General features: G+C 67.5%; 15 protein-coding genes and 4 pseudogenes. 10 read left to right on the top strand and 9 right to left on the bottom strand.

The features are described from left to right. Positions 1-108: 108 nt before the first annotated feature. A pseudogene (locus tag ACFQE0_RS03675) lies at positions 109-1,277 on the bottom strand (phosphoserine transaminase). Positions 1,278-1,464: 187 nt separating this feature from the next. Here ACFQE0_RS03675 and ACFQE0_RS03670 point away from each other — a divergent pair. Beyond that, positions 1,465-1,644 carry a hypothetical protein gene (locus ACFQE0_RS03670; RefSeq protein ID WP_378967162.1) on the top strand — a complete coding sequence of 60 codons (180 nt, stop codon included), beginning with the start codon at positions 1,465-1,467 and terminating at the stop codon, positions 1,642-1,644. 6 nt (positions 1,645-1,650) lie between these two features. On the opposite strand, the gene trmD is transcribed toward ACFQE0_RS03670, so the two are convergent. Next, positions 1,651-2,358, bottom strand: coding sequence for a tRNA (guanosine(37)-N1)-methyltransferase TrmD (trmD, locus tag ACFQE0_RS03665; protein WP_378967160.1), 708 nt, complete (start codon positions 2,356-2,358; stop codon positions 1,651-1,653). Between the two features lie 75 nt (positions 2,359-2,433). Here trmD and ACFQE0_RS03660 point away from each other — a divergent pair, with 75 nt between their 5' ends. Further along, entirely contained in the window at positions 2,434-3,153 is a 720-nt protein-coding gene (locus ACFQE0_RS03660) for a class I SAM-dependent methyltransferase (protein ID WP_378967158.1), read from the top strand. A 392-nt stretch (positions 3,154-3,545) separates the two neighbouring features. On the opposite strand, the gene rimM is transcribed toward ACFQE0_RS03660, so the two are convergent. From rimM to ACFQE0_RS03635, 5 genes and pseudogenes are all read right to left on the bottom strand, one after another. Next, positions 3,546-4,223 (bottom strand): ribosome maturation factor RimM, encoded by a 678-nt coding sequence (gene rimM, locus ACFQE0_RS03655; RefSeq protein WP_378967155.1) that lies wholly within the window; start codon positions 4,221-4,223, stop codon positions 3,546-3,548. Between the two features lie 11 nt (positions 4,224-4,234). Beyond that, entirely contained in the window at positions 4,235-4,597 is a 363-nt protein-coding gene (gene rpsP / locus ACFQE0_RS03650; RefSeq protein WP_378967153.1) for a 30S ribosomal protein S16, read from the bottom strand. A 9-nt stretch (positions 4,598-4,606) separates the two neighbouring features. After that, positions 4,607-4,935, bottom strand: a pseudogene (locus ACFQE0_RS03645) (chorismate mutase). Then, positions 4,932-6,499: pseudogene (gene ffh / locus ACFQE0_RS03640) on the bottom strand (signal recognition particle protein). Before ffh ends, ACFQE0_RS03645 begins: the two co-directional pseudogenes overlap by 4 nt. Before the next feature lie 10 nt (positions 6,500-6,509). Further along, positions 6,510-6,728, bottom strand: coding sequence for a glutathione S-transferase (locus ACFQE0_RS03635; RefSeq protein ID WP_378967151.1), 219 nt, complete (start codon positions 6,726-6,728; stop codon positions 6,510-6,512). Positions 6,729-7,031: 303 nt separating this feature from the next. Here ACFQE0_RS03635 and ACFQE0_RS03630 point away from each other — a divergent pair, with 303 nt between their 5' ends. The 7 genes and pseudogenes from ACFQE0_RS03630 (at position 7,032) to ACFQE0_RS03600 (ending at position 13,071) form a co-directional block, all read left to right on the top strand. After that, on the top strand, positions 7,032-7,607 hold the full coding sequence (locus tag ACFQE0_RS03630) for an ATPase (protein ID WP_378967149.1): 576 nt from the start codon (positions 7,032-7,034) through the stop codon (positions 7,605-7,607). Positions 7,608-8,006: 399 nt separating this feature from the next. After that, positions 8,007-9,032 (top strand): Rieske 2Fe-2S domain-containing protein, encoded by a 1,026-nt coding sequence (locus ACFQE0_RS03625; protein ID WP_378975245.1) that lies wholly within the window; start codon positions 8,007-8,009, stop codon positions 9,030-9,032. A 90-nt stretch (positions 9,033-9,122) separates the two neighbouring features. Continuing rightward, a complete protein-coding gene (locus tag ACFQE0_RS03620; RefSeq protein WP_378967147.1) occupies positions 9,123-9,362 on the top strand; it encodes a DUF6894 family protein in 240 nt (79 codons plus the stop codon). Positions 9,363-9,431: 69 nt separating this feature from the next. Further along, complete coding sequence (locus ACFQE0_RS03615) at positions 9,432-10,493, top strand: MBL fold metallo-hydrolase (RefSeq protein ID WP_378967144.1); 1,062 nt, start codon at positions 9,432-9,434, stop codon at positions 10,491-10,493. 74 nt (positions 10,494-10,567) lie between these two features. Further along, a pseudogene (locus tag ACFQE0_RS03610) lies at positions 10,568-12,177 on the top strand (ABC transporter substrate-binding protein). A 76-nt stretch (positions 12,178-12,253) separates the two neighbouring features. Next, complete coding sequence (locus ACFQE0_RS03605; protein ID WP_378967142.1) at positions 12,254-12,505, top strand: hypothetical protein; 252 nt, start codon at positions 12,254-12,256, stop codon at positions 12,503-12,505. A gap of 152 nt (positions 12,506-12,657) precedes the next feature. Beyond that, the gene (locus tag ACFQE0_RS03600; protein ID WP_378967140.1) at positions 12,658-13,071 is read left to right on the top strand and encodes an EF-hand domain-containing protein; all 414 of its coding nucleotides are present in this window, start codon (positions 12,658-12,660) and stop codon (positions 13,069-13,071) included. Positions 13,072-13,082: 11 nt separating this feature from the next. Here the strand turns inward: ACFQE0_RS03600 and pcaD are convergent, their stop codons facing one another. Both pcaD and ACFQE0_RS03590 read right to left on the bottom strand, forming a co-directional pair. Further along, positions 13,083-13,943: a 3-oxoadipate enol-lactonase gene (pcaD, locus tag ACFQE0_RS03595; protein WP_378967137.1), complete on the bottom strand. Its 861-nt coding sequence runs from the start codon at positions 13,941-13,943 to the stop codon at positions 13,083-13,085. A gap of 21 nt (positions 13,944-13,964) precedes the next feature. Beyond that, positions 13,965-14,150, bottom strand: coding sequence for a DUF2061 domain-containing protein (locus tag ACFQE0_RS03590; RefSeq protein WP_378967135.1), 186 nt, complete (start codon positions 14,148-14,150; stop codon positions 13,965-13,967). Positions 14,151-14,261: 111 nt separating this feature from the next. Here ACFQE0_RS03590 and ACFQE0_RS03585 point away from each other — a divergent pair, with 111 nt between their 5' ends. After that, entirely contained in the window at positions 14,262-14,693 is a 432-nt protein-coding gene (locus ACFQE0_RS03585; RefSeq protein WP_378967133.1) for a DUF1810 domain-containing protein, read from the top strand. Positions 14,694-14,708 lie beyond the last annotated feature (15 nt).

The raw sequence follows: 14,708 nt of genomic DNA, 5'->3' as shown, positions 1-14,708 counted from the left end.
GACCTTCGGAGATCCTCGCGGACCCCTGGATTGCTTCGCTTCGGTCGTAATGACCGGGCGAGGTTTTTAGCGTTCACAGCACCCTCGATAAGGGAGGGGCGCGAGGCTTCAGGCCGCTGCGGTCAGCGCGGCCTTCTCCTGGGCGAAGGCCCAGTCGAGCCACGGGAGAAGCGCCTCGACATCGGCGGTCTTCACAGTGGCGCCGCACCAGATCCGCAGCCCGGCGGGGGCATCGCGGTAGGCCGCGATGTCGAGGGCGACGCCCTCCTTCTCAAGCCGCGAGGCAATGCCCTTGGCGAGCGACGCCACAGCGTCGTCACCCTTGGCCAGCACGTCCGGATCGGCGATCACGAGGCAGACGCCCGTGTTGGAGCGCGTCGCCGGATCGACGGCAAGCGGCGCCACCCACGGGGTGCGCTCGACCCATGAATAGATCGCCGCTGCGTTGGCATCGGCGCGCCCATGCAGGGCCTCGAGCCCGCCGATCCGCTTCGCCCAGTTGAGCGTGTCGATGTAATCCTCGACCGCGAGCATGGAGGGCGTGTTGATCGTGTCGCCCTTGAAGATGCCTTCGATCAGCTTGCCGCCCTTGGTCAGTCGGAACACCTTCGGCAGCGGCCAGGACGGAATATGGCTCTCGAGCCGCGCGACGGCGCGGGGCGAGAGGATGAGCATCCCATGCGCGGCCTCGCCACCCATCACCTTCTGCCAGGAGAAGGTGACGACATCGAGCTTATCCCACGGCAGGGGTTGCGCGAACGCGGCCGAGGTGGCGTCGCAGATCGTCAGCCCCTCGCGGTCGGCGGGGATCCATTCGCCGTCCGGCACCTTCACGCCGGCGGCGGTGCCGTTCCAGGTGAAGACGACGTCGCTGGTCTTGGTGTCGATCGCCGAAAGGTCCGGCAGCACGCCGTAGGGCGTCTGGTGGATCACCGGATCGATCTTGAGCTGCTTGAGCGCGTCGGTGACCCACTCCTTGCCGAAGGCTTCCCACGCGGCGACGGCCACGGGGCGGCAGCCCAGCATGGTCCACATCGCCATCTCGACGGCGCCGGTATCGGAGGCCGGGACGATCCCGATCCGATAATCGGCGGGCACCTGCAACACCTCGCGGGTCAGGTCGATCGCCTGAACGAGCTTGGCCTTGCCGAGGGGGAACGGTGCGAGCGGCCGAGGGCGGCATCGGCCAGGGCCTGCGGAGTCCAGCCGGGGCGCTTGGCGCAGGGTCCGGACGAGAAATAAGGCACGCGCGGGCGCGTGTTGGGTCGAGCACTCATATGATCCATCCTTGCAGATGGGCGCTCCTCGTTGGGGAGGAGTGTCCCGCCCACGCGTCTGCGCCCAAACTTGGCCGCGTGCAAGCCCGATCCGCACCGGGACGGTGGCGTGCCGGTCACAAGAACGAGCGATTAAGATCGTCGGCTTAGTCTCGCCAGCGTACCGCGTTGTGTTTCAGGTGCGCCGATGTCCTTCGAAGATGCCGCGATCGTCGCGGCCTGTACTATCGTGTTCGGTCTCGTGATCGCCTTGCTTCCGCGCAGCCGGAAGCCCGACCTGATGGAGCGGCCGAGCCCCCAATCGCTGGAATTCGATCCGCTGTCGGTCGATGCCGACGGGCCGGTGCTCGATCTCAAGGTCGCCTGATCGCCGTCAGGACGGTGCACGCTTCAGGAGATCGGGGCGGCGCTCGGCTGTGATGCGCCGGGCTTCATCCCGCCGCCATTTCGCGATAGCGCCGTGGTTGCCGCCGCTCAGGATGTCGGGAATGGCGCGGCCCTCCCACTCCCTCGGGCGTGTGTAGTGCGGGTATTCGAGGAGCCCGCCCTCGAAGCTTTCCTCGACGCCGGATTCGGCCTTGCCCATCACGCCGGGTAGAAGCCGCACGCAGGCATCGAGCAAAGTGATCGCAGCGATCTCCCCGCCCGAGAGCACGTAATCGCCGATCGACACCTCTTCGAGATCGCGGCCCGCGATCACCCGCTCGTCCACGCCCTCGAACCGGCCGCAGACCACGAGCACCCCCGGCCCGGAGGCCAGTTCACGCACCCGCTCCTGCTGCAGGGGGCGACCGCGGGGCGACATCAACAGGCGGGGCCTCGGATCCTCGGGCGGGGCAGCGGCGTCGATGGCGGCAGCCAACACATCGCAGCGCAGGACCATGCCCGCCCCGCCGCCGGAAGGGGTGTCATCCACGCTCCGGTGCCGCCCGAGCCCGTGCTCGCGGATATTGCGTGCCTCAAGGCTCCATTCGCCCCGTCCGAGGGCGTCGCCGGAGAGCGACACGCCGAGGGGGCCGGGAAACATGTCCGGGTAGAGGGTGAGGATGGTGGCCCGCCAGGGCATGTCCGCGCGTGTCATGGCGCTAGATCGCGCGTCCGGTGCGGCACGGTCAACGCACCCGGCACCGACGAAAGCCTTCGGCGGTTATGGAGCATGCTGCGCCTCTCGCTCCTCCTCTCCTTTGCTTTCCTGGCACCGGCCCAGGCCGCCGGACCCCTGTCATCTCCTGGCGCGCCCGCCGAGGCGTTTCCGAAGCCGGATCGGCCCGTCGCCGAAATCGTCGCGCCTCAATGGACGGCCGAGGCCGAGCGGGACAGGATCGGAGAGTTCGAGGCAGTCGCCAAGGCCATGAAGATCGGCCCCGGCGAGACAGTGGCCGATATCGGGGCGGGCAGCGGCTACTATGTCGTGAGATTGAGCCCGCGGGTCGGGCCTTCGGGCAAGGTGCTCGCGGAGGACGTGACGCCCGCCTACCTCGCCAGCTTGGAGCGGCGGGTGAAGGGGCTCGGCAACGTCACGGTGGTGAGGGGCGAGCCTCACGACCCACGCCTTCCGCCCGCTTCCGTCGATGCGGTGGTGCTGGTCCACATGTACCACGAGATCACGCAGCCCTTCGGCCTGCTCTATAACCTCGCTCCCGCGATGCGCCCCGGGGGGCGCGTCGGCATCCTCGATGCGAACGACATCCCCTCACGCCACGGAACGCCACCCGCTCTCCTGAGATGCGAGTTGGCGGCGGTCGGCTACCGGGAGACCGGCTTCCACACCATGCCCGACGGGACGTATCTCGCCGTGTTCGAGGCACCCGCGCCGGAGGCCCGGCCGAAGCCGGACACGATCCGTCCGTGTAAGGACGCGGCGAGCGCGCGGTGAGGACAATCGCGCGAAGTCGCCCCGATCAGGGCGCATGAAGAATCAACGTAGCGTTGCTTGAGCGTCCAGAAGTGGCTCGCCATAACGGCCAAGCTCAAGGCGCCTCTCCGGCCCGAAGGCCCTCGCTACGGGGCTTGCGGCGGAATTGATCGGCCGTCGCCCCCGCGAGGGTGAGGAGATCGATCGGAGAGGAGGTGATTCGTGTGCTCGGAATACCGATCCTCACCGTCACCGTGAGTAAAAATGCCAGCGCGTGGTCTGTGACCATCACGCTGGCACTGAAGCTCACGTAGCGATTGAGCAAAGGAACCGGGGCGAGGTAGCGCTTTCCCCGGTTCCGGCCTGAGGATAAATCCCCAGCCTCCGAATTTCAATCGTCCCGCTCGGGTGCCTCAGCCCGGATCGTCGGCGGGTTTCGGCCCCGGCGCCTCGAAGAAATCGTCCGGCAGCGCGACGGTGATGCGTCGGCCCGTGAGATCGAGATCGGGCACGAAGGCCTTGGTGAAGGGCAGGAGGGCCGTGGCGCCGCCCGCCGCCGGGCGAAGTTCCAGCAGATCGCCGCCGCCGTAATTCGGCACCGCGACCACCGTCGCGACGAGGACCCCGGCGGCATCGACCGCCTCGGCGCCGATCAAATCGGTGGTGAAGAACTCGTCCGTCTCCTCCGGCGTGCCGAGGCGCGCGCGGGGGACGTAGACCGCAAGGCGATTCAACGCCTCGGCGGCGTTGCGGCCCGAGACGCCCTGGACGCGGGCAATCAGCATGTCGGTCGAGGAGCCGGGGGCGGGGCGGACCTCGGCGAGGGTCAGCGCCCGCCCGTCGGCGGTCATCAGCGGGCCGTAGCCCGCGATGGCTTTGGGGTCGGCCGTATACGACTTGAGCCGAACCTCGCCGTTGAGGCCGTGGGCCCGACCGAACTCGCCCATGAGGACGAGATCTGGATCCACGGCAGTAGGCGGCGGCTTCGGCGCGGGGGGCTTGGCCGAGGTGGCGACCTCCGGCGCGAGGGCCGGAGGTCGGGCGCGGCGAGCGCCGTCGCGGGAATGGGGACCAGCGGGGCGGCGCGTCACCAGCGCGTGCCTTAGGCGGCGGCGTCTTCGGCCGGGGCAGCGGCCTTCTCGGCGCGCTTGGCGGCACGCTCCTTGGACTTCTCGCCCGGCTCGGCCTTCTGCGGGTTGTTGCGGGTCGGACGCTTGGCGAGACCGGCCTGGTCGAGGAAGCGCAGGACGCGATCGGTCGGCTGCGCGCCCTTGGCGAGCCAGCTCTGGATCTTCTCATTGTCGAGCACGACGCGGGCCGGATCGTCCTTGGCCTTCATCGGATCGTAGGCGCCGACCTTATCGATGAAGCGGCCATCGCGCGGCGAGCGGGCGTCGGCGACGACGATGCGGTAGTAGGGGCGCTTCTTGGCGCCACCGCGGGTGAGACGGATCTTGAGGGACATGATGACTTCCTAGTCTTGAGTGTCGACCGCGGCGCCGTGCTCGGCCGCGATCGTCTGGTGGTGCCGGATGACTTCCTTGACGACGAACGCCAGAAATTTCTCGGCGAAATCGGGGTCGAGCTTGGCTTCGACCGCGAGTTTGCGGAGCCGGGCGACCTGACGGGCCTCCCGGTCCGGATCGGAAGGGGGATCCCCTTGCGGGCCTTCAGCTCGCCGACCCGCTGGGTGCAGCGGAACCGCTCGGCAAGCAGATGGATCAGGGCGGCATCGAAATTGTCGATGCTGTCGCGCAGACGTGCGAGCTCGGGATCGACGGCTTGTGCGGACAGGATCGTCATTTCTTCTTCCCGAACGGCAGGCCGCCGCCGAGGCCGGGGAGCTTCGGCCCCCGAGGCCCGGAAGGCCCGGCAATTTCGGCATCCCGCCACCAAGGCCCGGCGGCATCGGCGGTAGCTTGCCGCCGAACTGCTTCTGGATCTCTTCGATCTGCTCCGGGGTTGGCTCCGGCATGCCCGGGGGCAGCTTCATGCCGCCGGGGAGGCCGGGCATCCCTCCGCCACCCAGCCCGAACATCGAGCCGAGCGCCTGTCCGATGCCGCGCTTGCCCGAACCCATCGCCTTCATCATGTCGGCCATGGTCCGGTGCATCTTCAGGAGCTTGTTGATCTCCGAGACGTCGACCCCCGACCCCGCCGCGATGCGCTTCTTGCGGGAATTCTTCAGGAGGTCGGGGTTCTTCCGTTCCTGAGGGGTCATCGAGGATATGATCGCCCGCTGGCGCTTGAACATCTTCTCGTCGAGGTTCGCGCCCTCGACCTGCTTCTTGATCTGGCCCATGCCGGGCAGCATGCCCATCAGGCCGCCGATGCCGCCCATCTTCTCCATCTGAGCGAGCTGCATGGACAAGTCTTCGAGGTCGAACTTGCCCTTGCGCATCTTCTCGGCGGTGCGCATCGCCTGTTCGGCATCGATCGTCTCCGCCGCCTTCTCGACGAGGGAGACGATGTCGCCCATGCCGAGGATGCGGTTGGCCACGCGCGCCGGGTGGAACTCCTCCAGCGCATCAACCTTCTCGCCCGTGCCGACGAGCTTGATCGGCTTGCCGGTGACGGCGCGCATCGAGAGCGCCGCGCCGCCGCGCGAATCGCCGTCCATGCGGGTGAGCACGATGCCGGTCACGCCGAGGCGCTGATCGAAGGCGCGGGCGGTGTTCACCGCGTCCTGACCGGTGAGCGCGTCGGCGACGAGCAGAACCTCGTGCGGGTTCGTGGCCGCCTTCACGTCGGCGGCCTCGACCATCAGCGCCTCATCGACCGTGGTCCGGCCGGCGGTATCGAGCATCACGACGTCGAAGCCGCCGAGGCGTGCGGCCTCCATCGCCCGGCGGGCGATCTGCACGGCGGATTGCCCGGCAACGATGGGCAGGCTCTCGACGCCGACCTGCTTCGCCAGAACCGCCAATTGCTCCATGGCGGCGGGGCGGCGGGTATCGAGGGAGGCGAGCAGCACCTTGCGGCGCTCGCGCTCGGACAGGCGGCGGGCGATCTTGGCGGTAGTAGTGGTCTTGCCCGATCCCTGGAGGCCGACCATCAGGATCGGCACGGGGGCGGGGGCGTTCAGGCTGATGATCTCGGCATCGGTGCCGAGCATGGCGACCAGCTCGTCGTTGACGAGCTTCACCACCATCTGGCCGGGCGTGACCGACTTCAGCACCGTGGCGCCGACGGCCTTCTCGCGGACCCGGTCGGTGAAGCCGCGCACTACTTCCAGGGCGACGTCGGCTTCCAGAAGGGCGCGGCGCACCTCGCGCATCGCGGAGGTGACGTCGGCCTCGGTCAGCGCGCCCCGGCGGGTCAGGCCGGACAGGATGCCGGAAAGGCGGTCGGAAAGTCCTTCGAACATGCCGGGCCCGTTACTGCTCGAGGCCGGCGCGCGAGACCCGGCGATCCTGGAGCGACGCCTCGAAGCTCTGGATCGCGCGGGCGAACTTATCCCGGCATTCCGGATTGCAGAAGCCGACCACGGCGCCGTTGTAGAGGGTGAGCGAGTCGGCCGAAATCGGCTTGCCCGACCACGGGCAGGCGTCGTTCACCGCATCCTCGATCTTCAGCACGTGTCTCTCGGCCACCATCAGGTGTATGCCTCCGCCACCGGGCCCGTCCCTCGGTCATCGGTCCAGCACCCATTGCGCCCGAGGGCGCACACGCGCTGTCGGGCGTTGACCTCCGGCCTCTCGGGCCGGTCGGCGGGTCGTGGTGCGATCATCTCAGGATCGGGAGCGCGGGACCTAGCGGCCGAGCGCGGAAAAGTCAATTTTTTGCGTGGCCTTCGCTCTGTTGCGCAGGGGAGGTGCGGCGTGGACGCCGCAGGTCTTTACCGGCCGTTAAGTATGTTGCGATTGGGTGTAAGGGATTGATTCCCAGGACACTCGCCGATGTCTGAACCTGCCCGCGCATTCCGTACTTCGGAAGACGACAGCCATCGCGGTGCGGGGCCGCTGCAGGACTGGCTCGCCGCCATCAAGCGCTACGAAACCGAGGAAGACCGTGGCCTGAAGGTACCGGCCGCCGACAACACCCCCTGGGGACCTCGCCTCGTCCAGCCCGCTCCGGCTGCCGCCGAAGAGGCCGAGGCCGCCGACATCTCCGAACTGATGGCCGAGAACCTGATGCTGAAGGCGCGGCTGCAGGTTGAGCAAGACCGGCAGGATTCGTTGCAGACGGCGCTCGCCGTGCAGATCCGCGAGTTGCGCGAGCACATCGCGCAGGAAATGAGCACCCTCGAGGAACTGCGGGCTGGACGGGAAGCGGTGCAGGCCGAGTACGACGCCTTCCAGGCGGAGCGAGACAGCCTCCGCCGCGCGTGCGACCGGGCCGTTGCGGAGCGTGATTCCGTCCGCGCCGAGCGGGACGTGTTGATCGCTGAGCGAGACGGGCTGCGCGGCGACCGTGACCTGTGGCGAGCCCGTGCCGAGGCCCTGGCTCAACCCTTGTTCCAAACGAAGGCCTGAAACGGCGAAGGGCCACCCCGTTTCCAGGATGGCCCTTCCATTGCCGAACCGACACGTCCGGCGGATCTGTTCCGAATTCGAGTCTCAGGCGCGCTTAGAGCGACGCGCCGGAGGCGAAGGTCCAGGTCCGGGAAGCCGAGACGGTCGGCTGATGACAATGAGACACTGGATCACCTCCTTTCGTTAGTTGCGGGTGAAACGAAGGTAGGCGGCCCGATGCGGCTTGTGAAGGGGACGGGCCTGCGTCCGTTAGCCCACCACGCCGGTCGAATTTTTGCCGCCGTTGCGGTTGGGGGTAAGACGGCCGGAAGGCTTCCATCCTCCATCGTGATCCCGCCCGTGAACGTTCAGGTTCCTCCACCGCGCCCGTCCGATGAGGCGGCCCTCGATCCCGAGGCGATGCGCCAGCCGCTGCCGAGCGCGTGGTACTGCGTCGGCCCGGCCGATAGCCTGTCGGGCGGTCGCCTGCGGGCCGTCGCGCTGAACGGCGAGCAGATGGTGATCGGCCGCGGCAAGGACGGGGCGTTCTTCGCCCTCCGTGATCGCTGCCCCCACCGGGGCATGGCCCTGTCGAAGGGGCCGTTCGATGGGCAGACGCTGATGTGCCCGTTCCACGGCTGGCGCTTCGGCACGGATGGTGGCTGCCGTGACGTGCCGACGCTCTCGGAGCATGACGCCGCGGATTTCTCCCGCATCCGGGTGCAGCCCTTCCCCATCCGCGAGAGCGCCGGCTTTCTCTGGGTCAATCCGCATCTCGGTGCGCCTGTCGGTGAGCCGCCCGCCGTGCCGGAACTGGGCTTCAAGCCTGCCGGAAGCCTCGTGGTCGAACTGGAGGTCGAGGCTTCCTTCGATCTGACGGTGCTCAGCCTCGTCGATCCCGGCCACGTCGCCTTCGTCCACGATACGTGGTGGTTTCGCCCCTCGAAGCAGCTGCGCGAAAAGGTGAAGATCTTCGAGCCGGTCATGCACGGCTTCACCATGGCGAGCCACGCCACCACGACGAGTTCGCCGGTCTACCGGCTGCTCGGCGGCGTGCCCGAGGTCGAGATCGAGTTCCGCCTGCCGGGCGTGCGGCTGGAGCGCATCCGCGCTGGCGAGAAACACGTGGCGAACTACACCTTCGCCACGCCGCTTTCATCCAACCGGACAATGCTGACCAATGCGCTCTATTGGAGCATGCCGGCCCTCAACCTACTGAAGCCGGTTGCCCGGCCGCTGATGCGCCAGTTCCTCGGCCAGGACCAGCGGGTGCTTCAGGACGCGCAGAAGGGGCTAGACCGGAAGCCGACCATGGTGCTGTTCGGCCAGGGCGACCTACCCTCGCAATGGTATTTCCGCCTGAAGCGCGAGGCGCTGGAAGCGGGCCTCGCCGGCCGGACTTTCGTCAATCCACTAGAGCGGCGCGAGCTGCGCTGGCGGTCGTAGCACGGTGCAGATCTCACGCGCGGCAAGCTTCCGTTAACCATGATTTACGTAGTCTCGCGCCAGGACCGAGGCCCCGAGACACGTTCGCCAATGCCCCGCTATTTCATCGACCTGCACGACGGCATTCAGCCCATCAAGGACGAGGTCGGATTCGACTTGCCCGACCTGCCCGCCGCCCGCGCCAAGGTGGTTCGCATCATGTCGGCCATCGCCCGCGACATGCTCCCGGACGTGGAGCGGCAGGATTACGTGGCGGGCGTTCGCGATGCCGTGGGCAAGGTGGTCTACCGGGTGCGCCTGTCCCTTGCGACGGAGGTCATCGAGGGTTGATCCGGCCCATGGCCGATCCGGCAAGGTGCCGCGCTTGACCGGCGCGGCGGTGCCGCCATCTCTCGCAGCATGAAACGGCGCAGCCTGCTGACGGTCGCGAGCGCGGCCACGGTCATGACCCTCGGCGGCGTCGGCTACGCCGCCCATCGCCGCAACGCGAACCCCTATTATTCGGGGCCGGTCTCGGACCATTTCGACGGAAAACGGTTCTTCATCCCCGGCGTCGATACCGATCGCGGCCTGAAGGACATCGCCCGCTGGCAGGCCCAGCGGCAGCGCACGCCCTGGCCGAAGAGCGTTCCGAGCCCGTTCCCCGCCGACACCCCGCCGCAGCGGGTGTCGGGCCTGCGCGTCGTGCTCATCGGGCATGCGAGCTATCTGGTGCAGGTCGCGGGCCGCAACATCCTCATCGATCCGGTCTTCGCCAAGCGGGCCAGCCCCGTGCGCTTCGCGGGACCGAAGCGGGTGAACCCGCCGGGCATCGCGCTGGCCGACCTGCCACCGATCGATGCTGTGCTCATCACCCACAACCATTACGACCATCTCGATGGGCCGAACCTCGCCCGGATCTGGCAGGAGCATCAGCCCCTCGTCGTGGCGCCTCTTGGCAACGACGCGATCCTGCGCGGTTATGACGACACGATGCATGTCGAGACCCGCGACTGGGGAGAATCGGTTGATCTCGGTGATGGGCTTTCCGTTCATCTCACCCCCGCCAACCATTGGTCGGCGCGAGGGCTGAACGACCGCCGCATGGCCCTGTGGTGCGCCTTCGCGATCCTGTCGCCTCAGGGCTTCCACTACCATGTCGGCGATACCGGCCTGGGCGACGGCACGATCTTCCGCAACGTGCGCGCGCAGTTCGGGCCGCCGCGTCTCGCGACGCTGCCCATCGGCGCGTACGAACCGCGCTGGTTCATGCGGCCCCAGCACGTCGATCCGTACGAGGCGGTGGAGATCGCCGGGCTCCTCGGCGCCGCGCAGGCGCTTGGCCACCATTGGGGCACGTTCCAACTCACCGACGAGGGCGTCGAGCGACCGGCGGAGGATCTCGCCGCTGCCCTCGACGCGGCGGGTTGGCCGCATGAGCGGTTCATCCCCCTCCGGCCGGGGCAGGTCTGGCAGGGCTGAGCGGCCAATCACCGGCACGATGTATGCAAGATACCTGACGCGGTGATGCCAGCCGCGTCAGCTTCAGGACCCCAATGTCTTTTGTCGTGCCGACACGCCGTTCCCTCATGGCCGGAGGCGCGGCACTCGCCGCCCTGGGCTCGAGCGCCCGCGCCGCGAGCGAGCCGGGCAGCCTCACCTACGGCATCTCCATGACGGATCTGCCCCTCACCACCGGCCAACCGGACCGGGGCGCGGGCGGCTACCAGTTCACCGGCCTTACCCTCTACGATCCCCTGGTCGCCTGGGAACTCGATGTGGCCGACCGGCCGGGCAAGATGGTGCCGGGCCTCGCCACTGCGTGGGAGAACGATCCGGCCGAGCGCAAGAACTGGATCTTCCGCCTGCGGGACGGCGTGAAGTTCCATGACGGCTCGGCCTTCGACGCCGACGCGGTGATCTGGAACTTCGAAAAGGTGCTGAACAAGGAAGCACCGCAATTCGACCAGCGGCAGGCGGCCCAGGTCCGCCCGCGCCTGCCGGGAGTGGCGAGCTACAAGAAGCTCGACCCGATGACGGTGCAGGTGACGACGAAGACCGCCGACAGCCTGTTCCCTTACCAGATGCTCTGGTTCCTGATCTCCTCGCCCGCGCAATTCGAGAAGGTCGGCCGCGATTGGGCGAAGTTCGCTTTCGAACCCTCGGGAACCGGGCCGTTCAAGCTCGCCAAGCTCACGCCGCGCGTCAGCCTGGAGATGGTGCCGAACGCCGAGTACTGGAACAAGAAGCGTATCCCCAAGCTGTCGAAGCTCACGCTCGCCTGCGTGCCGGAAGATCTGGCGCGGGTGAACGCCCTGCTCTCGGGCAATGTCGACCTCATCGAATCGCCCGCGCCCGATGCCGTGCCGCGCCTGAAGGGGGCGGGGATGCGGGTGGTCGGCAACGACACGCCGCATGTCTGGAACTACCACCTCTCCATGCTGGAGGGCTCGCCCTGGCGTGACCTGCGCCTGCGCAAGGCCGCCAACCTCGCCATCGACCGGGACGGCGTCGTGCAATTGATGGGCGGGCTCGCGAGCCCTGCGGCGGGGCAGGTGCAGAAGTCGAGCCCGTGGTTCGGCAAGCCCGACTTCGTGGTGAAGACCGATGTCGATCAGGCCCGCAAGCTCGTCGAGGAGGCGGGCTACTCGGTAAAGAACCCGCTCAAGACCACGATCCTCATCCCGAGCGGCGGCACGGGGCAGATGCTGTCGCTGCCGATCAACGAGTTCGTGCAGCAGAGCGGGCGGAGGTCGGCATCCAGGCCGAGTTCAAGGTGGTGGAACTGGAGGTCGCCTATACCGGCTGGCGCCAGGGGGCGGCGGATCCGAGCCTGAAGGGCGTCTCTGCCGGCAACATCGCCTACGTCACGTCGGACCCGTTCTACGCGATCCTGCGCTTCTACGATTCGAAGCAGATCTCACCCAACGGCGTGAACTGGAGCCATTACCGGAATCCCGAGGTCGATGGCCTCTGCGACAAGGTGAAGGCCAGCCTCGATCCCGCTGAGCAGGACAAGCTGCTCGCCCGGATCCACGAGATCGTGGTGAACGATGCCGTGCAGGTCTGGGTGGTCCACGACACGAACGCCCATGCGCTGTCGAACAGGGTGAAGCAGTATGTCCAGGCCCAACACTGGTTCCAGGACCTGACGACACTGGACTGAGGGGGGCTCCCGGAACTCCTTGTCGCGAGCACAGTTGTTTCGCGACTCAAAAGGGGAGGATCCAATGAGAATCGTCTTGGCCGGCGCCCTCGTCGCCGCTTCTGTTCTGACGGCTGTCCCGGCCTTCGCCCAAACCATCGAGCTCGGCCCGCGTGGGCCGAGCATCGATCTGCGTTCGCGCGGTGAGCGCGAGCGCGATTTCAGGCGTGAGCAGTATCGCCGCGATCGCGAGGCCGAGCGTCGCTATTACCGCCGTGAGCGTTACAGGGACGAAGGCTACGGTGACCGTTACGAGCGTCGTGAATATCGGCGCGGCTACGGATACTGAGATCGCTACATCTTCAAGCGACAGGGGCCGGTACTCGCCGGCCCCTGTCGCGTTTTGGAACCTGCGATGGCGTCGAATGCTTCTTTTCGCACTTGCGTCAAAGCCGCGCGCAGCTTAGGTGTGCGTGGCATCTGGTTCGGGAGAAAGTGGCAATGACCCTTCGTAACATCAGCGGTTTCGCGGCCGTGGCCCTCGTGGCGGTTGGTTTTGCGGCGCCTGCCGCCATGGCGAAGCCGGCTGGCGGCGCCGCCGCCGTCAAGATGATCGACACGGACAACGACGGCACCGTCGACATGAAGGAAGTCGAGGCCGTGGCCTCCGCCACCTTCGATCGCCTCGAGAAGGATTCCGACGGCACCCTCGACGCGAAGGAGTTGAAGGGCCGCCTGAGCAAGGCTGGCGTGCAGTCCGCCGATCCGGATTCCGACGGCACCCTCGACAAGAAGGAATACCTCGCGGCCGTTGGCGAGCGCTTCAAGATGGCCGACCCGGACGGTGACGGCACCCTCGACGCCAAGGAGCTGAACTCCAAGGCTGGCAAGGCGCTCCTCGCCCTCATCAAGTAAGGCGCGGGCCGTCAGGCCCCCTTCACCTGAAGACGGGAAGCCCCCGGCGATCTGCTCGCCGGGGGCTTTTTCGTGATTGGGTGTCGGCTGTTCCTGTCGAGGAAAACGCGCAGGTAGGGGCCGACGGCGTCTGGCCGCTCGACGGCCAGGAGGTGCGCGGCCTTCGGCAGCACGACGAGCTCGGCCTGGGGGACGTGGTCGCAGATCTCCTGCGCCATGGTCGGCGGGGTCGAGGGATCCTCGCGGCCTGCAATGACGAGCGTCGGCGCTTGGAGCGCCCCGAGGCCGGGGCGGAGGTCCATCCGTCCGATGGCACCACAACAGGCGGCGTAGCCAACGGGATCACACGCGACGAATCTCTCTCGCACCGCTTGCACTGCGGCCGGTTCGTGCTCGACGAAGCCGGAGGTGAACCAGCGCCCGAGCGTCGCTTCGACGAGGGCACCGAGGCCCTTCTCGCGCACGGTCCGAGAACGCTCGTTCCACATCTCCTCGCTGGGCAGGCAGGCCGCCGTCGCCATGAGCGTAGCGCTGATCACCCGCTCCGGCATCCGGCAGGCGAGGTCCTGCACGGTCATGCCGCCGAGCGAGAGGCCGACGCAATGGGCGCGGGCGATGCCCAGTGCATCGAGCAGGCCGACGAGATCACCGGAGAGGTCCGCGATTTCGGTTCGTGCGTCACGCGCCCCCGATGCGCCATGGCCGCGCGTGTCGTAGCGCAGGATGCGGTAGTGCCCGGCGAGGGCGGGCAGCAGCGCGTCCCACATGGCCAGGGTCGCGCCGAGCGAATTCGAGAAGGCGACGACGGGCGCGCCCTCCGGACCTTCCAGAGTGTGATGCAGATCAATGCCGTTGACCGAAATGGACGCCAAGAAACCGCCTCCGTTCCCACTTCAGGCCTGACCCTGGGGAACCATGACCCAGGCCCGTTCATGCAGGTCATAGAGCACCGTCTTAGTGACCGTCTCCCCTGAAGCGATCGTGCCCGCGACAACGATGTTGCCGGTAAAGAACCAGGAGAGGCCCAGGTTGTCGAGGCGGCCGACGAGGCGCCACGTCAACGCCTTTGGATAGAGCACCAGCCGGCATCGGAAGACGGCATGCGGTGGTTCTCCCTATGAGGCACGCCCCCGCCGACCGGGAGGCGGGCTCGCGTTGATTCCATTCCGGTCACAAGGGCAGGTGCTGCCGTGGTCCATTCAGAAGACGATCCCTTCGATCTTCGCCGCTTCGTCTCTGCTCAGGAAGACGTCTACGAACGGGCGCTCTCCGAATTGCGCGCAGGCGCCAAGCGCAGCCACTGGATGTGGTTCATCTTTCCACAGATTGCGGGTCTCGGATCGAGCCCCATGGCCCAACTCTACGCGATCGGCTCCCTCGACGAAGCGCGGGCCTATCTCGCCCATCCCATTCTCGGGCCCCGCCTGCGGGACTGCACCGAGGCGACGCTGAGGGCGGGCGGTACGGCCCATGCCCTGTTCGGCAGCCCCGACGACATAAAGTTCCGCTCGAGCATGACGCTGTTCGGCCGCGCGGACCCGGAGGAGCCGCTGTTCCTCAAGGCTCTCACCCGGTTCTACGGTGGCGCCGAGGATCCGAAGACGCTGGAGCGCCTGCGGTAGCAGGCGGCCGGATAC

Origin of the sequence: Methylobacterium komagatae, assembly GCF_042661665.1 — a bacterium.
Taxonomy (GTDB): Bacteria; Pseudomonadota; Alphaproteobacteria; order Rhizobiales; family Beijerinckiaceae; genus Methylobacterium; species Methylobacterium komagatae.
This window is presented reverse-complemented; position numbering and strand designations above follow the sequence as displayed.